The 24,718-nt window shown below is 67.5% G+C and carries 19 protein-coding genes and 3 pseudogenes; 6 read left to right on the forward strand and 16 right to left on the reverse strand.

All coding sequences use genetic code 11. The annotated features are described in order from the left end of the window. Positions 1 to 930 (reverse strand): annotated as a pseudogene (locus ACFQMF_RS14825) (RNA-guided endonuclease InsQ/TnpB family protein); the annotation flags it as partial. 182 nt (positions 931 to 1,112) lie between these two features. On the opposite strand from ACFQMF_RS14825, the gene ACFQMF_RS14830 reads away from it, so the two are divergent. Next, positions 1,113 to 2,426: an RNA-guided endonuclease InsQ/TnpB family protein gene (locus ACFQMF_RS14830; protein WP_256410096.1), complete on the forward strand. Its 1,314-nt coding sequence runs from the start codon at positions 1,113 to 1,115 to the stop codon at positions 2,424 to 2,426. A gap of 44 nt (positions 2,427 to 2,470) precedes the next feature. Here the strand turns inward: ACFQMF_RS14830 and ACFQMF_RS14835 are convergent. The 4 genes and pseudogenes from ACFQMF_RS14835 to ACFQMF_RS14845 all read right to left on the reverse strand — a co-directional run bounded on the left by ACFQMF_RS14835 (position 2,471) and on the right by ACFQMF_RS14845 (position 5,122). Next, positions 2,471 to 2,770: pseudogene (locus ACFQMF_RS14835) on the reverse strand (toxin-antitoxin system TumE family protein). An 814-nt stretch (positions 2,771 to 3,584) separates the two neighbouring features. Beyond that, positions 3,585 to 3,942: pseudogene (locus tag ACFQMF_RS14840) on the reverse strand (HVO_A0114 family putative DNA-binding protein); the annotation flags it as partial. A 365-nt stretch (positions 3,943 to 4,307) separates the two neighbouring features. After that, positions 4,308 to 4,943: a hypothetical protein gene (locus ACFQMF_RS16315; RefSeq protein ID WP_465261789.1), complete on the reverse strand. Its 636-nt coding sequence runs from the start codon at positions 4,941 to 4,943 to the stop codon at positions 4,308 to 4,310. Beyond that, complete coding sequence (locus ACFQMF_RS14845; RefSeq protein ID WP_379792177.1) at positions 4,892 to 5,122, reverse strand: winged helix-turn-helix transcriptional regulator; 231 nt, start codon at positions 5,120 to 5,122, stop codon at positions 4,892 to 4,894. The genes ACFQMF_RS16315 and ACFQMF_RS14845 overlap by 52 nt, the downstream gene beginning before the upstream one ends. Before the next feature lie 84 nt (positions 5,123 to 5,206). On the opposite strand from ACFQMF_RS14845, the gene ACFQMF_RS14850 reads away from it, so the two are divergent. Continuing rightward, on the forward strand, positions 5,207 to 6,628 hold the full coding sequence (locus ACFQMF_RS14850) for a transposase (RefSeq protein ID WP_256410098.1): 1,422 nt from the start codon (positions 5,207 to 5,209) through the stop codon (positions 6,626 to 6,628). A gap of 137 nt (positions 6,629 to 6,765) precedes the next feature. Here ACFQMF_RS14850 and ACFQMF_RS14855 read toward each other — a convergent pair whose 3' ends face one another. Together ACFQMF_RS14855 and ACFQMF_RS14860 are read right to left on the reverse strand one after the other, a co-directional pair. Next, a complete protein-coding gene (locus ACFQMF_RS14855; RefSeq protein WP_256410099.1) occupies positions 6,766 to 7,074 on the reverse strand; it encodes a DUF8065 family protein in 309 nt (102 codons plus the stop codon). A gap of 169 nt (positions 7,075 to 7,243) precedes the next feature. Then, on the reverse strand, positions 7,244 to 7,936 hold the full coding sequence (locus tag ACFQMF_RS14860; protein ID WP_256410112.1) for a TetR/AcrR family transcriptional regulator: 693 nt from the start codon (positions 7,934 to 7,936) through the stop codon (positions 7,244 to 7,246). 223 nt (positions 7,937 to 8,159) lie between these two features. On the opposite strand from ACFQMF_RS14860, the gene ACFQMF_RS14865 reads away from it, so the two are divergent. Next, positions 8,160 to 9,818, forward strand: coding sequence for a COG1361 S-layer family protein (locus ACFQMF_RS14865; protein ID WP_256410100.1), 1,659 nt, complete (start codon positions 8,160 to 8,162; stop codon positions 9,816 to 9,818). Positions 9,819 to 9,821: 3 nt separating this feature from the next. Beyond that, complete coding sequence (locus ACFQMF_RS14870; RefSeq protein ID WP_256410101.1) at positions 9,822 to 12,296, forward strand: efflux RND transporter permease subunit; 2,475 nt, start codon at positions 9,822 to 9,824, stop codon at positions 12,294 to 12,296. A gap of 61 nt (positions 12,297 to 12,357) precedes the next feature. Here the strand turns inward: ACFQMF_RS14870 and ACFQMF_RS14875 are convergent, their stop codons facing one another. The 6 genes from ACFQMF_RS14875 to npdG all read right to left on the reverse strand — a co-directional run bounded on the left by ACFQMF_RS14875 (position 12,358) and on the right by npdG (position 18,870). Next, positions 12,358 to 12,966, reverse strand: a complete 609-nt coding sequence (locus tag ACFQMF_RS14875; protein ID WP_256410102.1) for a hypothetical protein — start codon at positions 12,964 to 12,966, stop codon at positions 12,358 to 12,360. Further along, entirely contained in the window at positions 12,963 to 14,237 is a 1,275-nt protein-coding gene (locus ACFQMF_RS14880) for a hypothetical protein (RefSeq protein ID WP_256410103.1), read from the reverse strand. The genes ACFQMF_RS14875 and ACFQMF_RS14880 overlap by 4 nt, the downstream gene beginning before the upstream one ends. Before the next feature lie 53 nt (positions 14,238 to 14,290). Next, complete coding sequence (locus ACFQMF_RS14885; protein ID WP_256410104.1) at positions 14,291 to 15,796, reverse strand: tubulin/FtsZ family protein; 1,506 nt, start codon at positions 15,794 to 15,796, stop codon at positions 14,291 to 14,293. A gap of 140 nt (positions 15,797 to 15,936) precedes the next feature. Then, on the reverse strand, positions 15,937 to 17,109 hold the full coding sequence (locus ACFQMF_RS14890; protein ID WP_256410105.1) for a tubulin/FtsZ family protein: 1,173 nt from the start codon (positions 17,107 to 17,109) through the stop codon (positions 15,937 to 15,939). A gap of 192 nt (positions 17,110 to 17,301) precedes the next feature. Then, on the reverse strand, positions 17,302 to 18,144 hold the full coding sequence (locus tag ACFQMF_RS14895; protein ID WP_256410106.1) for a polyprenyl synthetase family protein: 843 nt from the start codon (positions 18,142 to 18,144) through the stop codon (positions 17,302 to 17,304). 57 nt (positions 18,145 to 18,201) lie between these two features. Further along, a complete protein-coding gene (npdG, locus tag ACFQMF_RS14900; RefSeq protein ID WP_256410107.1) occupies positions 18,202 to 18,870 on the reverse strand; it encodes an NADPH-dependent F420 reductase in 669 nt (222 codons plus the stop codon). 114 nt (positions 18,871 to 18,984) lie between these two features. Between npdG and ACFQMF_RS14905 the strand changes: the two genes are divergently transcribed. Together ACFQMF_RS14905 and ACFQMF_RS14910 are read left to right on the forward strand one after the other, a co-directional pair. Next, on the forward strand, positions 18,985 to 19,290 hold the full coding sequence (locus ACFQMF_RS14905) for a MazG-like family protein (protein ID WP_256410108.1): 306 nt from the start codon (positions 18,985 to 18,987) through the stop codon (positions 19,288 to 19,290). 49 nt (positions 19,291 to 19,339) lie between these two features. Then, entirely contained in the window at positions 19,340 to 19,510 is a 171-nt protein-coding gene (locus tag ACFQMF_RS14910) for a hypothetical protein (protein WP_256410109.1), read from the forward strand. Between the two features lie 56 nt (positions 19,511 to 19,566). Here ACFQMF_RS14910 and ACFQMF_RS14915 read toward each other — a convergent pair whose 3' ends face one another. The 3 genes from ACFQMF_RS14915 to ACFQMF_RS14925 all read right to left on the reverse strand — a co-directional run bounded on the left by ACFQMF_RS14915 (position 19,567) and on the right by ACFQMF_RS14925 (position 24,539). Continuing rightward, entirely contained in the window at positions 19,567 to 21,264 is a 1,698-nt protein-coding gene (locus ACFQMF_RS14915; protein ID WP_256410110.1) for a globin-coupled sensor protein, read from the reverse strand. A 115-nt stretch (positions 21,265 to 21,379) separates the two neighbouring features. Beyond that, the gene (gene fdhF, locus ACFQMF_RS14920; protein ID WP_256410111.1) at positions 21,380 to 23,476 is read right to left on the reverse strand and encodes a formate dehydrogenase subunit alpha; all 2,097 of its coding nucleotides are present in this window, start codon (positions 23,474 to 23,476) and stop codon (positions 21,380 to 21,382) included. A 124-nt stretch (positions 23,477 to 23,600) separates the two neighbouring features. Further along, complete coding sequence (locus ACFQMF_RS14925) at positions 23,601 to 24,539, reverse strand: hypothetical protein (RefSeq protein WP_256410113.1); 939 nt, start codon at positions 24,537 to 24,539, stop codon at positions 23,601 to 23,603. Positions 24,540 to 24,718 lie beyond the last annotated feature (179 nt).

Raw genomic sequence — 24,718 nt, forward strand, 5'->3', positions numbered from 1 at the left:
GACGTATTCAAACAGGCGTCGGAACGCCCAGACGTGGTGCCACTTCGCGTGTGGAAGCCGCTCTCGAATGTCGCTCAACTCCTCGAACGCGATTACGTCGCAGTCGTGTTCGACGGCTTCCGAAACGATCTCGTTGGCGATCGTGTGGATGTACTGTTTGCGCCAGGCGTCCTCTCGCTTCCCGAGGCGAAGAAGCGCCTTGTGTGCGGCCTGCGTGCCGCGTTGTTGCATCTCACCACGTCGCTTCTCGAACTCACGACACCAGTGGTCGTAGTCGTCCCCCTGCCAAAACGTGCCAGTTGAGGACACAGCAAGGCTGTTGACGCCGAGGTCGATACCGAGGACCGTTTGGTCGGAGTGCCCGGTATCTTCCGAAACCCCATCGTCACCGTCTGTCCGCCGCGTCGAAATGTTGAGGTGGAACTCGTCAGTGGCCGCGTCGTACCGAAGCGTACTCTCGCGGAACTCGTAGTTCTCGGAGAGTACGTACCGCTCGTAGGGCGTCGGACTGTCTGCCGGGAGAACGAACGACGGTTCAACTCGGCCCTCAACAGTTGCCAGCGACACCGTGTTGCGGTAGAAGGTGGCGCTCCGTGTGTCGTAGTCCATCGTTTCAGCGGTGAACGTCGGTTGAGAGACGCGCTGTCGTTTTTTCCACCGTTCGACACACGCTTTGACGGCTTCGACAGCGCGTTTGATAGCGGCTTGGACAAGTTGGGCCTGTAGGTCTGTCTCCTCTCGAAGGTCGGCGTAGAGCGCGTCACGAACCTCTCGCTTGTTGGTTTTACACTCCGTGTGGGAGGTGTCGGACCAACAGTAGTCGGCGGTTCAGTTCGCGCAGTACAGGTATTGCTCGGCGGTTCGGTGGAGTGCGTCGCGTTGCTCGTCGGAAACGGCGAGTTTCACGACGGCGGTTCGACGCACGCCCATAGTTTCAGAGGATACCCGACGGTACTTATAAAAGGCAAGGAGAATACCCGCGCCTTTAGGCGCGGGATGAATCCGACAACCCATTCCACAGTCTACCGTCGATAGCACCGCTAGATATTCCACCTCTCTCATCTCGAACTTTTACAAGAAAGTGAGTATAAGTGATTATACAGGCGTTCAGAATGCTGGAAATCCACCGCACCTATCGAGCGAAAATCCGCAACCACTCACAGGTTGAGGAGTCGCTCGATCGGCACGGGTGGAGTGCCAGCAAACTCTGGAACGTCGCCAACTACCACTCCCGCCAAGTCTGGGAGGAAACCGGCGAGATTCCCGACCACGAAGAGTTGAAAGACGAGTTGAAGACTCATCCAAAGTACAAGGGACTGCACAGCCAGTCCAGTCAGCGGGTTCTGGAGGAACTCGCTGAAGCCTTCAACTCGTGGTACTCCAGTGATGATGACAGGGACACTCCGCCCGGCTACCGCAAACAAAACTACTACGACGACGAGGGCCGCCGCGTCCACGAAGAACACCCCCGCTCGACGGTCACGTGGAAACAGAACGGCATCCGCCACGACACCAAACACAATCGTGTTCGCCTCTCAAAAGGGGCGAATCACAAGGAACACCCGAAAGCGTGGGAGTACATCCTCGTCGAGTACGAGATACGCCCCGGCGTCGAGGTTGAAAACCTGCAACAAGTCCGCGCCGTCTACGACCAAGCAAAACAGCGATGGGAGTTACACCTCGTCTGTAAGGATGAGGTCGAGACGCCCACCGCTCCCGGCACCGAAACAGCGGGTATCGACCTCGGCATCAGTAACTTCGCCGCTGTCGCCTACAGTACCGAGGACGCCGACCTCTACCCCGGCAACCGCTTGAAACAGGACGGCTACTACTTCCCGAAGGAGATCGCCAAGTGCGACGACAGCGGTGGTGAACGAGCCACACGTTTCCACGCGAAGTGGTCGGAACGTCGCACTCACTTTTTCCACTGCTTAGCGAAACACATCGTCCAGCGGTGTGTCGAGAAGGGTGTTGGCCAGATTAACGTCGGGGATTTGGAAGGCGTCCGTGAGGACGAGAACGGTGAGTCGAAGAACTGGGGACGGCACGGCAACCTCGACCTGCACGGGTGGGCATTCGACCGCTTCACCTCGATTCTCGAATACAAGGCGAAGGTCAAGGGAATCGAGGTCGTGGAAGTGTCCGAGCGCGACACGAGCAAGACGTGTTGCGCCTGCGGTAGAGAAGACGACAGTCAGCGCGTTGAACGCGGGTTGTACGTCTGCAAGACGTGTAATGCGGCGTTCAACGCGGACGTGAATGGAGCGGAGAACATCCGTCTCGACCTCAACAAAAGTAACTCCGAGTCTTTGTCCGAATTGGCCGAAGATAGGAGTACCGGCTGGTTGGCACAGCCAGCAGTCCACCTCTATGACCTCTCCCGAGGATTCCAACCTCGGACAGAGGTGGTGGACTGCAAATCCTAATATCCCAACCTCGGGATTCCTCCGCCTTCAGGCGGAGGAGGATGTCAATGCTCATAGATTTCGGTCACCTCGGTTTGGAAGTCGTCGACCAGGTCGGAGATGCCCGTGAACTCCAACGCCGTGATATCGCCCTCGGGAGGATGTCGGTGGTGTCGTCAGACGTCCAAGTGATAGGGCGAGTTATCGTACCGCAGGAGCGTGTTGCCGTCAGCGTCCATATACCGGAAGCTGTACTTGAGCCCCTGTGGGACGTCTTCGGTCGCCGGGACCTGCCACGCGATCATCTCGTACCTGCTGCCGTCTGGTTTTTCGCCTTCGTCGCGGTACACGACGTTGGCAGGCATTCTTCTCCTATGTTGGGGTACGACCCCAACTGTGTTAAGCCTTAGCGTTGAGAAGCGATATCTTCCCCGCAGTGAACAGTTGTTTACCAACTACTGTGAAGCCGTGGGAGGAGGTCAAAGATGCGACATCCTCCCACGGCTGAAGCCGTGGGCTTTCTCCCTGTTCCGCTGTGCGCCGCCGCGTGGGTCGACGCCACGGCTGCCAACCCGAATTTCCCCGCGAGATCGGCCATACCGCCGCATAAACGGCGATGATCAGGGAATCTTCCCACCGCAATAGATCGTGTGACAACGAGTGAAACACTGCGGCGGCACACGTCACCAGCCGCCGCCGCGCAAACGCAGGGATAACCGCTGTGCCGCGGTGGCCACACACACCAGCAGATCGCCAGACAGCAGCCGGATCACAGCGCTGCGGTCCCAGACCTGGTGTTGTCGCTGCTCGCCGTCTCGGTGCAAACAGTTCACTAACCCGATATATCGAATCGCCCCTACCACCCCCGGTGTGTCCGGGGTGGTTGCCGGAAGCGCGCAACACTCATCAGTACGTTGAGTATCCGTACGCGCCCGATGATTGTTTGGTGGCCCGGCTTGCCGACGCGTCGCTTGTCGTGGGTTCCGCTTCGTCCCGGAACCCGGCCACGCTCTCACACGGTGCCCTGAGCGTGACACACAGACTACGAGAGCAGTATCGCTCTCGCTGTGTTCGTTTCACACGTTGTTCGTGATAGTGTTGCGGCAGGGCGCATGCCTGAAACACACCGAATTTGACCTCTTCCTCCGCATGAACGCGGAGGAATCCCACCACGGAATTTTAGGTCGTGATCACTGCCGCATCGTCAGATTCCGGATCGAAAGGAAGGGTGATGACGAGTTCGTCGAACCAGACGACCGGGCGCTTCCGCCGGCCGTCCTCCTCGAAGAAGACGAGACCGAGCCGGGAGCTCCCCGTGGACGTTCTTCGCGTCCCGGTCGACGACCCGCGCGGTCTCGTTGCTGCTCGCCGGCTCCTCCCGACGGACGGCCTCGATGAGATCGAGGACGCGTGGCGTCAGCGTCCCCATGAGTTCGTCGTCACTCGCGACCGAGAGCGTCGGCGTGGACTCCGCCGACTCGCCCCGTTCGAGGGCCTCGATACCGTCGGTACCGTCATCGTAGAGCTCGCCGGACGATTACGGAGAATCAAGGAGAAAGCCTCGCGCTTCAGCGCGGGAATGAATCCGACAATTCTCTACAGCAACCACAAACTTCTGTCCGGGTGTTTTAAGTGAGTAATTGTCGTACCAATAGTTATCCGAGGCGGTCTATCCGCCCACCTAATCGGACAATATCGGGATTCCCGACTACACACAGAAAACACCCTTTCTGTTGTAGTGTTCGGGTACAGTAAGAAGTACCTCTGAATCCCATGCCGGGATAGGAGTAACGGCTGATTGGCACAGCCAGTAGCCGTCACCGGGACAGCTACAAACCGTAAACACCCCAAACCAGCGGTGCGGGGCCGTGGGAATCTTCGCCCTTCAGGACGGAGAGGATGTCAAGGGAGCAGATCGTTCGGGAGATACTCCGAGCAATCGACCGGAATCGCGTCCCACGCCGCCTGAATCGCTTGATAGCCAGTCCAACCTTCCCCTCGAAGCATCTCCCCACAGGCCTGACAAAACTCCGCTACGGTACACTCTCCCTCGTCGAGTAACAGATACAGCAGAAACGTCGGAGCAACGGCTCTCCCGGTTGTCGCTCCCGTGTCACCGAATACTCGATTGATACTCTGACGCCCGCGCGCGTCCATCAAGATAGCGAACCGATATCGCTCCGTGTTCTGTTCGATCTCCGTCTTCACGGACTTCTCCCCGGCATCTTCTCCGTGCGGTCGAGGAACACACGGAACCGTGGTAAACGAGTTATCGTCGTCGTCGAACGGCTCAAGAGCCCTCTCGCTCCCGTCGTGAACCCATTGCTCTTTCGTCCCGTCACGCGCGTACTCAGACAGCTCCCGAACGTGACGCTTGAGCTCGTGCTGACATGTAGCGAGCGGAAGCCCATCCCATTCAGAGGTGGGTGCAAGCGATAGGCACACAGAACTAACCCACAGGCGACACTCTATCCGTAATTCCCACGTTATGATTCGTCGGTCGGCCACCAGACGACAGCACGACTGCCAACTTTCCATCGCTCAACCTGTCCCTCTTCTTCTAACTCCTGTAATCGTCGGAGTACTGTCTGTTTCGATACGTCCAACAGTCCAGCCAATAGTGTCCCAGTCGCCACTGGTTTGTCAACATCGTCAAACGCTGTCAACACGTCCTCAGACGTCACATCTCTCGGTCGTCCGATCCCGTCTTTTGCCATATAGTACTGTATCCATCCCTCGAACAAAAACACCAGTATCCCACAGGACTTATAATTCTGGAACACAAGTAACAAAACACGACGATGGCGGCCACAAACGAGGAAAAGAGAACGCGAACGAACACCTTCGCACTCGCTCCGAAGGCGGAGTGGAAGAAGGTGTGTCTCATTGAGTTACTGGACTCGGCAGCCGCCCTCGTCAACATCGTCACCTACTACCGCCGCCAAGCTCACTTCGACGGCAATCAGACGCGAACTGACGTGTGGAGTGCCATCACAAAAACCGAGATCCGTAACCGCTTCCAGTCAGTTCTCGGTCGAGCAATCACTGACAAGATGCTCGATAAGTGTGATGAACAGTGGAGAGCGTTTTTCGAGCAAGTCGACAACTATGAAGGCGGTGACCGTGAGAACAAACCCGGCGTCCCCGGCTACTGGAAAGACAATAATAAGCGAGTACTGAGGGCGTGTATTCGCAACGACGCTTACACGGTTGAATGGGGCGAGCACAGCCGGATCGAGCTTGCACTTGGTAGCGACTTGAAAGAGAAGTACGACATTCCACTCAATCAGCGGATTCGCATTCAGATCAAGGGCAATCCACAGTACGACGGTCACGGTGGGCGCTTGGAACTGGGATACGACAGAACCACCGAAGCATTCACGGCAAAACAGCCGGTCACGTTTTCCGACGACACAACACGGGCTACGGATTCCAGCGACGAGGAATGCGTAGCCGCTGTGGATGTCGGTGCTAACAATTTCGTCGCTGTCACTACAACCAACGGCCACCAGCGCGTGTTCCACGCCCGTCCGTTGTTCGACCGCTTCCACCACTACACTGAACGGATCAGTGAGTTGCAGTCCCAGCTTCCCGAACAGATGGACAGCAGTCGGTTGATAGAGAAGGTGTATGCGAAGCGCACGAGACACCGCAATCACGCTCAAGACGCTCTTGTTTGCCACCTTACACGTCTCTTCTCAGAGTGGGGTGTGAAAGCAGTTTATGTCGGGAAGCTAGACGATGTCCGTGAGAAACACTGGTCAGCAACGGTTAATGAGAAAACGGATCTGTTCTGGGCGCACGGCCGCTTCCGTCGCAGGATGCAGACCGTCCTAGAGGGGCAGTATGGCATCAGTGTCGAAGAAAAGTCAGAGGCAGGTACATCCAGTCAATGCCCACGCTGCGATGAAGGGGCGCACGTCGCGCGCAACGGCGACGTGTTCCAATGTGGTGGATGTGGCTTTGAAGGTCACAGCGATGTGGTGGGAGGCGAGAATTTCCTGCAAAGCGTGGTGGATGACGATGTTGATTTCACCGGAAGAAGGCCGATGGCACGGCCTGTGGACTCAGGTCAGAACGGGCCTGAGAGGGGACACCAGACAGTGCCCCGCCTTGAGTGGGACGATCACTGCTGGCGACAGCGTGGTCACGCGACCAAAGAGGAGCCCACAAACCAAAGTACCCGCAAGGGGAATCTTACCTCAGAGGCAGGGTCGGCCTGAATCACCCACCGAGGAGTCCCACGGCTGAAGCCGTGGGAGGATGTCAAAGACGTTCGTCGTCGTCAACTGTATGTTGTCCGTAATTCGCGCGTCCGTATCGACGATAATTGGATGGCGCACATCATCGTCCGCCATCTTCACCTCTGGAACACGTCACTCGTGTCGAGCTCCGCGGCCTCCTCGAAGGCCTCCCGCTCCCGCTCAATTTCGTTCAAACCGTCGCCGAGAAGGATCTCTGCGACTTCCTCGGAGAGCTCTCCCCGCTTGTATCGCTGATGGAGAGTGATTTTCTCCTCGTCTGAGAGGACTTCACGGAGCTTCTCTCGGAGACCCCGCCGAGCAAGCTCACTGACGTTGATCCCACCGAGACGCATCTGATCGACGATTTGAGTCGCTTCCTTTTCCGTTTCGCCTCGGAACTGGATCTTGTCGCTATTCGTGGCCATCTCGCCATATATCCTCACTCTATGGTAATAGCTGTTGTGACACGCCATCCGTGTCAGTACGATACATTGTACCAGGCACTACCATGACGCTTCGACGATGCTAAACGAAGCGATCACAGTACCGTATATCAGTGATCGCCATGGCCTGCCGAGTCGGAGTCCGCGACGGTCACTCCTCAGTCGTCTCGTCTCCTGCGAACAGCCCGGCGACGACCGTCTCGATCAGCGTCTCCTCGACCGCGTCGTAGGTCCCGTCCGGGACGACCGGCGTCTCCCGCGCCTGCGTGACGAAGAGCAGCGACCGCAGGAGCCCGCGAACGATCTCCGGGTCGTCGATCCGGAAGTCGTCGCGGGCGACCCACTCTTCGGGCTGCGGGAGCACCCGTCCGAAGCCGGTCCTGCTGTCGCCGTCTCCGCTGTCCCCGCCCGTGCCGTCGCCGCCCGCGGTGCAGGCTCCGGCGTCGTCACCCTCGCCGGCGTCGCCGAAGCCCGTCCCGTTCAACTGCGCCTCGACGCGCCGGATCTCCCCGTCGACGAACAGCCGCCGGATCAGGGGGTTCGACCGCACCTGTCCGAGCGTCGTCCGCAGGACCGTCTCGGCCTCCGCCCGCGGGGTCTCCGCCTCGGCGACCGCCGCTTCGAGCTGGTCGAACAGACGCTCGCGCTCGGCGACCAACACCGCGAGGTACAGCTCCTCCTTCGAATCGAAGAACTGGTAGAACGTGCTCGTGCCGATCCCCGCCGCGTCCGTCACGTCGCTCACGCGCGTGCGGTCGAAGCCGTGCAGCGCGAACAGCTCGTGGCCCGCCTCGGTCAACTCGCCCCGAATGCGCTCGCGGTCCTCGTCGGAGAAGCGCGTCACGACGCCCCCCGCCGAGCCGGCCGTCGACCGGGCCCGGCGTCTCGGTTTCTCTGTCTCATACTCGGCCATGCGACTCCACGAAAGAAACGTTTATTGATTCGTGAGCTAAGGTGCGAACGTGCAACGAGCCTGCTTCCTCTCGCCGACCAGTCCCGCTCCGGAGTCCCTCCGACCCCGGAGCGCGAACGCCTCGACCGCCGCGACCGCCGAGGCGCGGTAACGCATGCGGACGCGACAGCTGTCTGTCGTCCTCGTGAGCGTCCTGCTCGTCGCGAGCGGCGTCGGCGTCGGCGCCGTCGGGGCGTCGCTCTCCGGCGGCGACCCCGTGGACACCGCCGGCGCCGATGCCGCTGCGAGCGTCGCCGGCGACGCGCCCGCGCAAGCGGGGAGTAACATCGGCGGATCGCCGGACCTCGACGTGTTCGCGCCGAACCCGAACCTCGTACCGGGACGGACGAACGAGGTCACCCTCCAGATCGCCAACGACGGGAACTTCCGGTTCGGGAACGCCGCGAACAGCGAGCTCGTCACCACGGCACGCGATGTTCGCGTCGATGTCGAGGCGAGCGGTCCGCTCTCCGTCGAGTCCGGCGAGACGTCGATCGGCAGCGTGACGACGAACGCGCCCGGTGAGCTACCGGTGAGCCTGAACGTGCCACAGGACGTCGAGCCCGGCACGTACACCCTCGACCTCGACCTCACGTACGGCTACATCTCCGCCGGTGAGAGCCGGACCGTGACGGTCTCCCGCGATGTTGACGTGCGCGTCCGCGACGACGCCCGCTTCCGCGTCGTCGGCGTAGAGACCGACGCGCAGGTCGCCGACTCAGGGATGCTGACGGTCGAACTCGAAAACACCGGGTCGGAGCCGGCTACCGAGGCGGACGTCCAACTCACCTCGGCCGCCGGGGTGCTCACCTTCGGCGGCACCGGGTCGAGCACGGCTCGAATCGCCGAGCTGGCGCCCGGCGAGACGGCAACGGTCACCTACGACGTCGAAGTTGCCCCCAACTCGGCCGTCCGGTCGTACGTGGTCACGGGACGGGTCGCGTTCAAGGACCCCGACGGGATCAGGCGAACCGACGAGACGATCTCGCTCGGAGTCCGCCCCCAGGGCGAACAACAGTTCTCGATCGGCAACGTGAGCGCGGATCTCCGCGTCGGTGAGGACGGAGATGTCTACGGGACGGTGACGAACGACGGCCCCGCGACGGCGCGAAACGTCGTCGTTCAGTACGCCGAGGAATCGCCGAGTCTGATTCCGGTCGAGGAATCTGTCGCCGTCGGGACGCTTGAACCCGGTGCCTCTGCCGACTTCCGACTGCCGCTCGCGGTGAGCGGCGAGGCGGAAGCGGTCGCGCGCACCGCCGACGTGGCGGTTCAGTACCGCAATGCCGAGATGGAGCGACGCAGTTACCAAGATCTCGAGCTGTTGTTCGACATCGCTCCCGAGCGCGATCGGTTCGACGTCGCGGTCGCGGACCGGACCATCCAGGCGGGCGGCGAGCGCACCATCTCCGTCGAGGTGACGAACAACCTCGACGAGGAGGTCAGCGACGTCGAGGCGCGGCTGTTCGCCGACGACCCGGTCGCGACCGGCGACACCGACACCGGCTACGCGCAGTCGATCGCGCCCGGCGAGAGCGTGACGATGACGTTCGACCTGTCCGCGACCGGGTCGGCGACGCCCGGCAGCACGTATCCCATCTCGTTCGACTTCCGGTACGACGACGCCGACGGTAACAGCCAGCTGTCGGACACCGTTCGCGTCCCCATCGACGTGACGGAGTCGGAGGGCGGCGGGCTACCGCTACCGGCCCTCGCGGTCGTGCTTCTGGTCGTTGTGGCCGGCGCCGCGGTGTTCTACCGACGGAGGGAGTGACCGATGAGCCAGCTCGGCGATCGGATCGAAAACGCGACGATCGCGCTCAGCGAGATTGTCGTCGTCCGTCGAAGGGCGGTCATCGTCGCCTTCCTCCTCGTCACGGCGGTGTTCGCCGGCGGGATGACGATGGTCACGACCGAGTCGGACGCGACCGACAGCTTCACCCAAGACGTTCCAGCACAGAACGCCCTCGACGCCGTTGAAGAGGAGTTCGAGGCGCCGTTCGCCCCCGACGACGAGTCCACGCAACTCGTTCAGACCGGCACGAACGTGCTCTCGCGAACGGACCTCCTCGCGAACCTCCGCGTACTCGAACGCGTCGACGAACGCGAAGAGCTCCGGATGGCGTCCGCGAACGGTCCGGCGACCCTCGTCGCACAGCAGCTCGACCCGAGCGCGACGACGCCGACGGAGCAACAACGGGCGATCCGAACGGCGACCGACACCGAGCTCCGAGCGGCGATCCGGGCGGCGAACGAAGGCCCGCGGTTCGACAGCCTCGTGTCCGACGACTTCAATCCGAACGAGGCGTCGGCGTCCGCCTCGGTGACGGTGATCACGCACGACGTGCCACAGGGGTTCTCCGACGGCGACCTCCAGACGGTACAGACGACCATCGAGACGATGGCGGCGGACGAACCGGCCGACATCCGCGCGTTCGGCAGCGGGATCATCAACGCGGAGACCGGCCAGATCATCGGCGACTCGCTGGCGCTCGTGATGCCGATCGTCGCCGTGTTGCTGCTGGGCTTTCTCATCATCGCCTATCGGGACCCGATTGATCTCGCGCTCGGGCTCTCGGCGCTGGTGATGACGCTGATCTGGACGTTCGGATTCCTCGGCTTCTCGGGGATTCCGTTCACTCAACAACAGATCTCGACGCCGGTGTTGCTCCTCGCCGTCGGCGTCGACTTCGGGATTCACATCATCAACCGGTACCGCGAGGAGACGGTCACCGGCCTCGAGGCGGTCCCGTCGATGCGGATCGCGACGCGGCAGCTGATGATCGCGTTCGTCATCGTCACGGCGACCGCGGTGTTCGGATTCGGCGCGAACGCGCTGTCTGACCTTCCGCCGATCCGGAACCTCGGCATCATCTCGGCGGTCGGGATCGTGTTCACGTTCCTCATTTTCGGGCTGTTCCTCCCCGCGGCGAAGCTCGAAGTCGATCGACTCCGGGAGCGGTTCGGCGTTCCCGAGTTCAACTCGGAACCGATCGCCTCCGAGGAGTCCTCGCTCGGGCGGCTGCTCTCGGTGTTCGCAACGGCCGGCGATCGCGCACCGATCCTCCTCGTCATCGTCATTCTGCTATTCGGCGGCGGTATGGCCGCGTACGGCACCGGCGTCGACACCTCGTTCTCACAGGAGGACTTCCTTCCCCCGGAGGAGGAACCCGCGTACGTCCAGTACGTCCCCGAACCGTTCGCCCCCGGCGAGTACACCGTCTCGTCGACGCTCGACATCTTGGAGGATCGGTTCGCCACGAATCAAGACGAGTCGATCACGATATACGTCGAGGGGCCGATGGAACGCGACGACGCGTTGGAAGGGTTGGTACGGCCGAACGACGACCCGCCCGAAACGCTCGCTCTCGGCGACGAAAACCGGGTCCGTGCGGAGAGCATCGTGACGGTGATTCGTGACCGCGCGGACCGCGATCCGGCGTTCGCCGCGCTCGTCGCTCGGAACGACCGGGACGGAGACGGGATTCCCGACCGGAATCTCGACCGCGTCTACAGCGCCTTGTTGTCCTCGCCGTCCGGCGACCGGGCGGAGCGGTATCTGACCGAGGACCGTCGCAGCACACAGGTGGTTTACAGCGTCGAACCGGACGCCGAACAGGGGGTGGTGACCGCCCAGAGCCAGGAGTTCGCGACCGAGTTCCGGTATACGGCGACCGCAACGGGAAGTATCGTCGTCTTCGACGCGATCTCCGGGATCATCTTCGACTCGGCGATTCAGGGGCTCCTGTTGTCCCTGTTGCTCACGGCCGTGTTCCTGATGATCGTGTACGGAGTGCTCGAGTCGAAACCGCTGTTGGGGATCGTGAACGTGTTTCCGATTCTGGTGTCGGTGGCGTCGCTCGTAGGTACGATGCGACTGCTCGGTCTCGCTCTCAACGCGCTTACGGCGACGTTGCTGTCGATCGGCGTCGGGCTCGGGATCGCGTACTCCGTACATATCACCGCACGGTTCGTCGACGAGTACGACCGACGTGGAGACGCGCTCGACGCGATCCGCACGACGCTGACCGGCACCGGCGGCGCGCTCCTCGGGAGCATGCTCACCACGTCGCTCGGCACGGGAGCGCTCGCGCTTGCGATCACGCCCGTGCTGGGTAACTTCGGGTTGTTGATGGGGTTGAGCGTCGCGTACTCGTTCATTATTTCGGTCGTCGCGCTGCCGCCGGCACTGATACTATGGGACCGAGCGTCCGGGGCCGAAGCGCGAGCCATGGCGGCGCTCCGAAGCTGAATCCGGGTCGGCGAGGAGCCGTGGGGTCCCGCTGCCCGCCGCCGCCCGCCCGGGCGTCCCGTTACGGCGGATTCGCGCGCCGGACCGCGATCTCCAGGTCGAACTCGGCCGGGTCGGTCGAGTCGTTCGCGTCCTCGGCGTCGTACCGCACCACCACGTCCTCGAACGTCCGCGTCCCGGAGTCGAACGACTCGAAGTCGCCTTCGACGTAGGTCCGCCCAACCGCCGTCCGCTCGTCGACCCGCGGCGGGTGGTACGTCCGGTCGTCCTCCGGCGGCTCGTAGTAGGCGTCGACCCGGAGTTCGAGGGTGCCGTACGCCTGCTCGCCGGTGTTGCGAACGGTCACGTCGGCGACGATCTGCGACAGGAGGTTCGACTCCACGATCCGAACGATCTCGGTCTCTTCGACCGTAACTCCGGCCGGACCGGGCGACGCGTCCCCGTCGCCGTCGGCCGCGTCCGCGGTCGGTTCCGCGTCGTCGGAGCCGTCGGTCGCCTCGCTCGCAGTCGACTCGTCGTCCGCCGCCGGCGCCGTCTCCCCGGACTGGTCGCCGCCGGCCGTCTCTCCGGTCTGGTCGGCCGCGTTCGATCCGTCCTCGACGAGACACCCCGCGAGCGCGATCGGGACGGCGGCCGCGAGGAACCGCCGCCGCGAGGGCGGTCGGGTCACGCCGCCACCCAGGCGTCGGGAAGCCGACCCTGCCAACGGGGGCGCTCCTCCCACGCGTCGCCGGAGAAGCCGGTCGCGAGGACGAACTCGCCGGCCTGTAGCAGGTAGCCGTACTGCACGCCGGCGAACTCGCCGAGGTCCGTCCGGTCGCTCCCCACCTCGCGGTGGTAGTAGCGGTGCCACTCGACCGCGTCGTCGGCCGCCTCCGTCGCCGGCGAGATCGGCTCGCGGCCCTCGGTCGCGCCCGCCGCCAGCGCGTCGGCGAGTCGGTCGCTCGCGGTCTCTGCGTCGGCGTACCGCTGGACGTGGAGCGGCGCCCCGTCGAGCTCGCTCGGCGGCCCGCGGAACGCGTCCCCCCGACGGTCGGCCGGCTCCGGACGGTCCGCGAAGGTGAAAAACAGCTCCGCGGTCCGGCCGTCCGGCCGGACGACCGGGCCGAGCCGCTCGCGGAGCGACTCGCGGCGCGCCGCGGGCAGCGCGTCGTCGGTGAACGTCGGCGGGTACGTCTCGCCGTCGTCCTCGTCGTCTCCGTCCGGGTACGGCCGGTGCGCGAGCGTCGCGAACCGGCGGCGCTCCGGGACCGCGAGCTCGACGACGACCCCGTCCGGGTCGCCGGGGGCCAGCCGGTCGAGCAGGCGGTTGTGGATCGGGTCGCGCGAGAACCGCCGGCCGACGTAGATCGGCGTCCGGATCTGGAAGAACGACAGGCGCATCCGTTCGAGCTCCTCCGCGAAGCGGTCGGCGTCGTTCCGCCGGGCGAACCGATCGAGCACCGGCACGTGTCTGTCGGTCCGCGAGCGGAGCAGTCCCGCGGGGTAAAAGTGCGGTTCGAGCGCGGCCGCCGCGCGTTCGGCCGCGTCGTACCCGGCGGCTTCGAGCCGCTCGGCCATCCCGACCGTCGGATCGGTCGCCTCGCGGACCGACTCCCGGACGGCGTCCACGTCGGCGAGCACGTCGGCGGTCGCCTCGCGGTAGACGCGGATCGCGGCCTCGTACGACGTCGCGAACCACAGCGCGTCGCCGACGACGCCCCGCGTCGCGGCGGCGAGCGCGGGGTTCGGTCCGGACCTGCCGTCGTCGTCGGATCCGTCGTCGTCGGATCCGTCGCCGTCGGACCCGTCGCCGTCGGACCCGTCGGGCGCCGTCCCGCCGTCGGCGTCCCCCTCCGAGTCCGGCTCGTCGGGATAGGTGACGCCGTCGACGCCGAGACAGCCGGCGAATCCGGCGGCGACGCCGACGCCAGCTAGGAGGTCGCGTCGCGTCCGTTGCACGCACTCCACTCCGACGGGGGAGAACTTAAATTGCCCCCGCCGACGACCGGGCCTCACTCCCCCCGGTCGTCGCCGGCGGTGAAATCGAATCCGTGGACCGATTCGTCGCCGTCCTCGCTCACCGAGTTGTCCGTCTCCGCCGCCGCCTCCGAGTTCGCCCCGTCGGGCTGCGCTCCGGTCACTCCGTCGGTCGGATTCCCAGTCTGTACCTCTTCGGACGCGGGCGAGTCGCCCGTCGCGTCGTCGCCGGCCGCGCCGTCGGCCGGATCGGCGGCGGACCGCGCGGCGGCGTCAGCGGCGCCGTCCGCCGCGTCGCCCAGCACCGTCGTGCCGTCGTCGCCCGCGTCCGACGCGTCCAGCGCGGCGACCGCCCGGCGCTGGATCTCGTCGATCCGGGGCACGTCCGTGACGTTCGAGAGCACCACGGTCGCGGTGACCTCCGTCGCGCCGGGGACCGGCTCGTCGCCGGCCAACACCTCGACGGTCCCCGTCTCCTCTTCGAGGAGGTACCGCCCCGTCTCGAACCCCTTCCGCGAGATCGCGTCGGGCGGCCCGGAGAGGATCACCAACACCCGGTCGGCCGAGTCGACCGAACAGGGGAGCGTCAGCGTCGATTCGAGCGCCCGGCGCACCAGCCGCTTCACGGTCGCGGCGTCGGCGTCCGCGCCGTCGCTCTCCGGCGCATCGGCGATCCCCAGCAGCCGGAGCAGGCGGGTCACCACGCCCGCGTCGTCGGGCGTGAGCTCGCGCGTCGCGTGGCCGATCGAGGCGACGCCCCCCACTTCGAGCGTTCGGGTCACGTCGGCCGGGTCGATGCGCAGCTCCGAGACGGACTCGGGGTCGCGCTCGCCGGCCCCGAAGAGCGCCAGCACGCGGGCGGCGATCGCGTCGTTGATCGCGTCGTACCGCTCGGTCACCGGGTCCCCCCGGCGCCAGGCCTCGTTGTCGACCGGGAAGACGGCGTCCGCGAGCGGCACGACCGTCCGGATCCCGCGGGCCGCGGTCAGCGCCCGGCGGTCCGGCTCGGTCGCGGCCGGCAGGGCGCCGAGGACGTACACGGGCGTCTCGTAGATCGAGTCGAGCTCTTCGAGCAGGACGCTCCCGACGCCGGTCCCCGTCCCGCCGCCCAGGCCGGCGACCAGCATCGTCCCGGCCACCTCCGTCTCGTCGATCCGGTCGAGCGCCCGGCGGATCTCGGGCCGCTCCGCCTCGGCGACCGCCGCACCGGTCTCGGGGTCCCCGCCGACGCCGAACGGGTCGATCTCGCTCGTGTACGCCTCCGTCTCGTCGACATCTCCGGCGCCGTCGGCGGGCTCGGCGCCGTCGACCGCGTCGGCCTCGGCGGGATCGGGACGCCGTCTGACCGCGGGGTGCGTGTCGCCGAGCAGGACGCGCCTGTCGTCGGGGACGGCCGTCGCGGCCCGAAACGCGGCGTCGTCCGTGTTGAACACGAGGACATTCCCGTCGCTGACCGACCGCCCGGAGGCCCGCTCGGCCCGGACCAGCCGGTCGACGATCCGGGTCCCGGCGTCGCCGACGCCGACGAACGCGAGCTTCATGCGACCACCGGCGGCGACCGTCCACCGGCGACCGAGCCGGCGCCGTGGCCCCGGTCGGAGCGCTCGCCGAGGGGACGGCGCCTCGGACGCTCGGTGACGCGAGCGCCGTCGGGGCGCCCGGCCGCTCTGGTTCGGGGCATTCAGACGATCGGGTCCAGGTCGTCGTCGTCGTCGGTGATCAGCGACTGGATCTCCTCTTCGCGGACCGCGTCCTGCTCTCTGATCTTGTTCTGCGCGTCGACCGCCTGGCTCTGGATCTCGTCGATCCGGGGCGTCTCCGTGACGTTCGAGAGCAGCACGACCGCAGCCAGCGTCGACGAGTCGGGGCGCGGGTCGTCGCCCGCGAGCACGTCGACGGTGTCGGCCGCGTTCTCCAGCCACTCGCGGGCGGACTCGACGCCCTTCCGCGAGATGACCTCCGGGGGTCCGGCGAAGACGATGAGCGCGCGGTCCGCGCTGGATATCTCGCAGGGGACGGTGAGCCGGGAGTTGACCGCCCGGCGGACGAGCCCCTTGATCTTCGCGGCGTCGGTGGACTCGCTCTCGGGCTGGTCAGACTCGTTGAACTTCGACAGCAGGCCCTGTTTCGCGGGCGCGAGCTCGGTCGACGCGTAGCCGATCGAGGAGACCCCGCCGACCTCCAGGGTCCGCATGATGTCGCTGGAGTCCATCGCGTTCTCGCCGACCTCGCTCTCGTCGACCTCGCCGGCCGCGAGCAGGGTGACGATCCGGGTCGCGAGCTCCTCGTTCATCTCCTCGTACCCCTGCTCTATCGTCTGTCCCCGCGAGCGCCAGGCGTCGTTGTCGAACGCGATGAAGTTGTCGACCTTGGTGACGAACGACTGGAGCGAGCGGGCGGCGTTGAGCGCCGGCCGACCGCCCTCGTACTTGCCGGGGAGCACGCCGAGCCCGTACACCGGCTCGTCGTACATCTTCTGGATCTCCTCGATGACGACCGGCGCGGCCCCGCTGCCGGTGCCGCCGCCGAGCCCGGCCGCGACGAGCACCGCGTCGACCTCGTGGATCTCGACGTCGTCGAAGACGCGCCGGATCTCGTCGATGTCGGTCCTGGCGACCTCCGCGCCGATCTCGGCGTCGCCGCCGACGCCGTGACCGCGGGCCTTGTGGTGCGTGTCGCCGATGAGGACGCGGCGGTCCTCGGGGATGTTCTGCGGCTTGGCGAGGTCCGTCCGCGCCGTGTTGATGACGAGGGCGTGCCGACAGAGGTTCCGGCCGGTCTCGACCTCGAACTCGATCATCCGGTCGATGAGCTTGCTGCCGGCGTTCCCGACCCCGATGGTCGCGAGCTTCATCGGTTCGCCTCCGGTCGCGGCTCGACGGTTCCGTGCGATCGCGGCCGCGTTCGGGTCCCGACGGTCCGCGCGCGAATCTCGGTTCTCATGTGATTGTCCGGTCTCTCGGGCTCGACGGGTATTAAGGTGTGTCAGACGCGGGCGGCGCGGTCGCCCTCGGAGACGAGTCCCGTCCGCCCGGAGACGACCGACTCAGCGCTCCCGGACGACCACGAACTCCGCGAGGTCGCGGAGGTACTCGATCGCCTCCGTCTCCGGCGGGTCGGCGTCGTCGAGCGCCGACAGCGCCAGCTCGGACTGCTCGCGGGCGCGCTCGTCGATCTCCGCCGGCGACAGCGACGTGACCTGCACCACCGAGGGGCGGTCCATCTCGGCGTCCTGCCCCGTCGGCTTGCCGAGGTCGCCGGCGTCGGCGGTCGCGTCGAGCACGTCGTCGCGCATCTGGAACGCGACGCCGACGCGCTCGGCGTACTCGCCGAACGAGTCGATCGCGTCGGGGTCGGCGCCGCCGGCGACCGCGCCGAGCTCGGCGGCGGCCCGGAACAGCGCGCCGGTCTTCCGGCGCGCGAGCTCCATGTACTCCGCCTCCGTGGTCGGGCGGTCGGCGAGCTCGGTCGCCTCGCCCTCGCCGAGCTCGACCATCGCCTCGGCGACGGTCCGCATCGCGCGCGGCTCCGCGGAGAACAGCCCGAACGCCTCGCCGAGCAGGCCGTCGCTGGCGACGATCGCGGGGCCGTACCCGAACTCCGCCCAGGCAGAGGGAGTGCCGCGTCGGACCGCCGAGCGGTCGATGATGTCGTCGATGACGAGCGACGCGTTGTGGACGAACTCGATCCCGGCCGCGAAGTCGACGGCGTCGTCGGGGTCGCCGTCGAACGCCTCGCAGGCGAGGATCGTCACCGCCGGGCGGACGCGCTTGCCGCCGGCGAGGACGACGTGGCCGACCTCGTCGGACAGCTCCTCGGGCTCGACCTCGTCGATGACGGCCTCAAGCCGGTCCTCGACCAGCGCGACCCGGCGCTCCAGGTACTCCATCTATCGTCCGGAGGCGCCGGTCGCGCAAAGGCCTAACGGAACGGCGGTCGCCACCGCCTACTTGAACTCGATCCCGAGGTCGTGAAGCCCGTCGTTGTTGCTCGCGACGTTGATCAGGAGCGGCGTGAGTCCCTCGATCTCGGGGGCGTTGGCGAGCCCGCCGGCGTCGAGCGCGCGGAGCCCGTCGATCCCCTCGGCGACGTCCGCGACGGTCCGCTTCGCGTCCTCGTCGTCGCCGATCACGAGCGTGTCGATCCCGAGGTCGGCGTCGAGGTTCGCGAGCCGCGCGGCCGCGAGGTTGTGGAACGCGCCGACGACGGCGACGCCCTCGGGCGCGGCGTCGGCGACGATCGCCGTCACCGAGCCCGCGCCCGGCTTGTGGTAATGAAAGCCCTCCTCGTCGCGTTTCATCCCCGTCGCCGGCGAGACGAGCACGTCGCCGTCGTCCAGCGCGTCCGCCACCGCCTCCGCGGTGTCGCCGACGTGGTACGGCGGGACCGCGAGGACGACGATCCGGGCGTCGGCGGCCACCGCGGCGTTCTCGCCGCCGGTCACCGCGGCGTCGAGCCCGCGGCTCTCCAGTTCGGTGGTGTACTCCTCGGCCTTGTTCTCGGCCCGCTCCGCCTCGCGAGAGCCGATCGAGACGCGGTGGGACGTGTCGGCCGCCAGCCGGAGCGCCAGCCCCTCGCCGATGTCGCCGGTACCGCCGAGTATCGCGATTTCCATGGGATCGGATGGGTCGCTCGCGTCTTGAGGGTTGCGTGACCGGCCGTCCTCGCCACCGTTCGGGGCGCCGACCGGAACGAGGACTTTTTGCCGGACCGCGCGGAGGCGACCCCCATGGACGAGCAGGACCGCGTCGCCGCGTTCGTCGCCGAGCACGGGTTGGAGACCGACCTCGCGTACCGCGTCCTCGACCTGGAGAGCGAGGTCGGGGAGGTCGCGAAGGAGGTGGCGACCTCGACCGACTACGGGAGCGACCCGGACGCCGCCGCGGTCGCGACCGACGAGATCGGCGACGCGCTGTTCGCGCTGCTCGCGCTCGCCGAGGCCGCCGGCGTCGACGCCGACGAGGCGCTCGCCGAGTCGCTGGCGAAGTACGAGGCGCGGATCGAGTCGTCCGGCGACGCCGGGTCCGGGCGGTAGGGACGCCGCCGAAGCGTCGGTTCAAGTGTGTCGGCCGCCTACTCCACCCATGGCCGACGCCCCGTCGCTCGCGCTCCGCTACGTCGCCTGCGACGCCTGCGGGACGGTGTTCGCGGTGCCCGACGATCCCGACGAGCCGACCGCCTGCGGACGGTGCGGCGCCCGCCCGCTGCGGGAACTCCGCGGGGTCCGGAGGCCGGACGCGTACTTCGCGCCCTAAGACCGGCTCTCGGGCCGCGGCCCTCGCGGCGCGACCGGCGCGTCGCCCCTGCCGATTCACCGCAGGTCGTCCATCTCTAGCTCCCCGGCCGCGATCGCCCGCAGCTCCGCGTCGGAGAGGCGCTCGATCACGAACTCGGGCATCCCCTCGGGGAGCCCGGGCGGTATCGAGGGACCGCCGTCTGTCAGCGGCGCCGCCCGGGACCCGGCCTCGGCGCCGTCGACGGCCAACCGACGCACGGTCCGCTCGACCTCCCCGACCGCCGCTGACTGCCGCTCGCTCTCTTCGGCCACCTCCCGCATCCGCTCGCTGATCCGGTTCGACTGCTCGACCACCCCGTCGACCGTCGCGGCGATCTCCTCGGCCGCGGCGGCCTGCTCGTCGGTCACGTCCGAGACCTCGTCGATCCCGTTCGCCGTCTCCGTCACCGCCTCGGCGATGGCCGCGAGGCTCTCGGTCGCGTCGTCGACGCGCTCGCTCCCCTCGTCGACACGGACCGTCGTCTCAGAGAGGCTCTCGACGGTCTCCTCGGTGTCGGTGCGGATGCCCTCGACCATCGCCTCGATGTCGCTCGCGTGGCCCTGCGACTCCTCCGCGAGCGACTTGATCTCGTCGGCGACGACCCCGAACCCGGCGCCGGCCTCGCCGGCGCGGGCCGCCTCGATCGAGGCGTTCAGCGCGAGCAGGTTCGTCTGGTCGGCGATGCCGTTGATCGCGTCGACGAACTCGTCGATCTCCTCGACCCGCCGCTGGAGCGTCTCGACGTCCTCCGCCACCTCGTCGACCGCGGCGCCGATGTCGTCCATGGCCCCCGCGGCGTCGTCGGCCGCGTCCGCCCCGTCCTCCGCGAGCGTCTCCGCCCGGCTGCTGGTCCGCTCGACCTCGTCGGCAGTCGACGCCACCTCCTCGACCGTCGCCGAGAGGTTCGCCACCTCCGAGGAGACCTCGGCGACCCGCTGCGACTGGTCCTCAGCCGCGTCGCCGACCTCGGCGGCGCTGTCGGCGACGTCGCTCGCCGACTCGCGCAGGTCGGCGATCGGCTCTTCGACCTCCGCTTCCACGTCCGCCATCAGCCGCTCGTTCCGCTCGACCGCCGCCGAGAGCTTCTCGCTGTACGAGTGGATGTACGTGTCCGTGACGACCTGCATGTCGAGGTTGACGATCCGGAGGATTGAGAGCAGGTCCTCGACCGCGCCGTCGACCTCCTCCTCGACCGCCGCCGCGGTCGCGTCGTCGACCGTCTCACCGGCGGCGTCGGGGGCCAGCCGGTCGGTGAGCGAGTCCGCGAGCCGATCGCCGACGATCGGCAGGATGAGGTCGTAGTACACGCCGTACTGGCCGAGGTAGTGTTTCATCGGCATCTCGAGCATGTCGTGGATCTTCCCGATCCGCGCCCGGTCCTCGAAGTACTCCTCGCCGTACTCGCCGCCGGCGAGCGTCACGAGGTACGCCGACTGCGTCCGCTTGAGCTGTTCGATCCCCTTCTCGGACCGACCGATCACGTCGACCGTCTGCTGGTGGCCGGTGAGGTTCTCGTAGAAGTCGTCCGCTATCTGGTCGGCGTTCTCCGCGAACGCGTCCTCGTACCGGCTCAGTCGGCGCTCGTCATCCGCGTCGAAGCCGACGAACTCCTTCCGCCACGCGATCTCGTCCGCGTTGAGCCCAATCTCGTCGACGAGCTCCGACGCGTCGAGCCCCTCGTTCAGGCCGCCCTGGCCGAAGTCGTCCCGGCCGTACTCTCCAGATGTAGCCATACTGAGGGTTCTCCACCTGGATTATATAAACAATAACCCGTGCTTCTCACCGGTGGTAATCGGGGTCAGCGGCGATCTTCGGGGACGGACGGCCCGGAACGCTGCGTCGGCGAGTTCAGTCGTCGCCGGCCGCCTCGCTTCCGTCGGCCGCATCGGCGGCGGGCTCGACGGCGACCGCCGAGTGCTTGAACTCGGGGATCTTCGCCGCCGGGTCCAGCTCGTCGCCCGTCAGCGCGTTCGCGAGCGGCTCGGCGTAGTGGAACGTACAGAAGACGACGCCCTCGCGGACCGCCGGCGTGACCTCGGCCGTCGCCTCGACGGTCCCGCGCTCGTTGGAGACGGTCACCCGGTCGCCGTCCTCGACCCCGCGGTCGTCGGCGTCGCTCGGGTGGACCTGCAGGACGTCCTCGCCGCGCATCGCGGTGAGGCGGTCCGAGCGCCGGCTGAGCGCCCCGCTGTTGAAGTGTTGGAGCACGCGGCCGGTCGTCAGCGTCAGTTCCCCGGCGTCGAGCTCGTCGGCGGGCGGGACCGGGTCGACGACCGCGAGCGGCGCGGCGCGCTCGCCGGTCAGGAACGCCTCCTCGTGTAACACCTCGGTGCCGCTCCCCTCGTCGGCGTCGAACGGCCAGCGCTGGTAGCCGTCGCCGATCCCCTCGTAGCTCATCCCCTCGTAGATCGGGGCGACGCGGGTCAGCTCGTCGAACGCGTCCTCCGGACCGTCGTAGTCGAACGCCTCGGGACGGTCGGTCAGCCGCCGGCCGAGGGCGGTCAGGACCTCGAAGTCGCGCCGGGCGTTCCCCGGGAGGTCGGCGTTGGGGCGCATCCGCATCACGCGGCGGTCGGTGTTCGTCACGGTCCCGGCCTTCTCGGCCCACGCGCTCCCCGGGAGGACCACGTCCGCGTGCGCCGCCGTCGCCGTCTCGAACAGGTCGACGACGACGCAGAAGTCGAGGTCGTCGAACGCCGACCGCACCGCGGTCGCGTTCGGCTCCGTGACCGCGGGGTTCTCGCCGAAGACGACCGCCGCGCGCACGTCGTCGCCGAAGCGGTGGGTCGCCTCGACCTCGGTGAGCCCGGGCTCGGCCGGCGGCTCGACGCCCCACTCCTCCGCGACGCGCTCGCGGGCTGCGGGGTCCGTCACGGGCTCGTAGCCGGGGAGCACGCCCGGGAGCCCGCCGACGTCGCTCGCGCCCTGCACGTTGTTCTGTCCCCGGAGGGGGTTCACCCCGGTCCCCGGACGGCCGACGTTGCCGGTGAGGAGCGCGAGGTTCAACAGAGCGTGGACGTTGTCGGTGCCGCAGCGGTGCTGGCTCGTCCCCATCCCCGTCACGATCGCGGCGCGGTCCGCCTCGCCGTACGCCCGGGCCGCCTCGCGGAGGGTCCCCGGCTCGACGCCGGCCGCCTCGGCGTTCGCCGCGACGTCGACGTCGGCGAGGCGCTCGCGCAGGCGGTCGAACCCGGTCGTGCGCTCCGCGAGGAACGCCTCGTCGACGAGGTCCTCCTCGATCAGGACCGCGGCGACCGCGTTCGCGACCTCGATGTCGGTGCCGGGCCGCAGCGGGACGTGGACGTCGGCCGCCTCGGTCGTGTCGTTCGCGCGCGGGTCGACGTGGACGAGCGTCGCGCCGTCGCGGACCGCCGGCAGGACGTACGACCGGAACGCGACGGGGTGTTGCTCGGCCGGGTTCGCGCCGTTGACGAAGACGCAGTCCGCCTCTCGCAGGTCGTCTAAGCTGTTCGTCATCGCCCCCGCGCCGAGCCGCTCGCTCATCGCGGCGACCGTCGAGGCGTGACAGAGCCGCGCGCAGTTGTCGACGTTGTTCGTCCCGAGGACGCGCGCGAGCTTCTGGAGGACGTAGTTCTCCTCGTTCGTGCAGTTCGACGAGGCGAAGAACTGGACGGCCTCCGGGCCGTGCTCGTCGATCACGCCGCCGATCCCGTCGACGACGCGGTCGAGCGCCTCCTCCCACGGGGCCGTGACGAAGCTCCCGTTGTGCCGGACCAGCGGCTCCGTCAGGCGGTCCTCGTGGTCGACGACGTCGAACGCGGCGGCCCCCTTCGGGCAGATCTCCCCGCGGGCGTTCACCGGTCCCTCGACGCCGGTCGCGCCCCCGCGGCCGGCGTACTCTATCGTACAGCCGACGCCGCAGAACGGGCAGACGGTGGGGTTCGGCTCGAAGCTCCGGTCTGGCGTCTCGCTCGGATCGGTCATCGGGCGTGAGTAGGGGTTCCACGGCCCTCCCGATGGCACCGCCGTAGCGTGGTGTTTTAAATACTCGTCCCGCGCTCCGCGGCCGCACCGGGGAGCCGCCGGTCCGCCCCTCGGCCGCGCCGGCTCACCCCGTCGCGGCGTCGCCGCCGACCGGGGCGACGGCGCGACCGAGCGACAGGAGCCCCGCGGTGACGAGGCAGGCGGCGAAGGCGATCGTGCCGAGCTTCCCGCCGAAGCCGACGAAGTGGGGCGCGGCGCCGACGAACGCGACGCCCGAGACCCCGCCGGCCAGCAGCATCGCGCCGGGGCCCGGGATCCGCTCCGGCGTGGCCATCCCGGCGAACGACGCGCAGAAGGCGACCGCGGCGACCGCGTCCCCGGCGGCGAACAGCTGGGGGCAGACGACGCCGGCGGCGAGCCCGACGACCGCGCTCGCGACGACCGGGCCGTGGTCGAGCCGGACGCTCACGAGGAAGGTGACGAGCGCGGCGACGGCGGCCGCGGCGACGAGCCCCGCCGCGACGGTCGGGGCCGGGACCGACCCCGTCCCGGGGGAGAGCCCGCCGAGCGCCGCCACCGACAGGCAGCCGATGAACGCCGTCGTCCCGAGCTTCCCGCCGAACCCGTTGAACGCGCGCTTGGCGGCCACGAAGACGCCGCCGGCGACGAGCCCCGCCGCGACCACCGCCGCGAGGTCGGCGCCGGCCGCCGGGGTCGCCATCCCGACGAACGAGCCGCAGTACGCGGGGGCGCCGTACGTCTCCGACAGGAGGTACGCGCAGAGCCCGACCAGGGCGGACGCGACGACCGGCCCGATCCCGACCCAGACGGAGAGCGCGTAGGTGACCGGCGCCCCGAGGGCGACGGCGGCCGCGTTGCCGAGGTCGGTGCGCGTGACCCGGAACCCGTCCGCCCGCAGCGCCCACCGGGCCTCCCTGACGGCCGTGCGGCCGAGGCTCGTCGCGGCGACCGCGAGGACGACGGCGACCGCCAGCAGCTCCGTGCCGCCCCCGAGACCGGGGCCGCCGCCGGCCGCCAGTCCGGCGGCGGCCGCGACGCTCATTCCGGCCCCGGCGCCGGCCAGGGCGACCGCTCCGACGGCGTGGATCGCTCGGTGCACGGCCGCGTCTCCGGACCGCGTACCGATACCGATCGACCCACAGTATTGCGGGTGTTCTCGGGGGGCTGTGTTGAATCGCCATACAGCAGCGAGGTAGGCCACTAAATCAAAGGAGTTGAAGC

Source organism: Halorubrum rutilum (assembly GCF_042665015.1).
Lineage (GTDB): Archaea > Halobacteriota > Halobacteria > Halobacteriales > Haloferacaceae > Halorubrum > Halorubrum rutilum.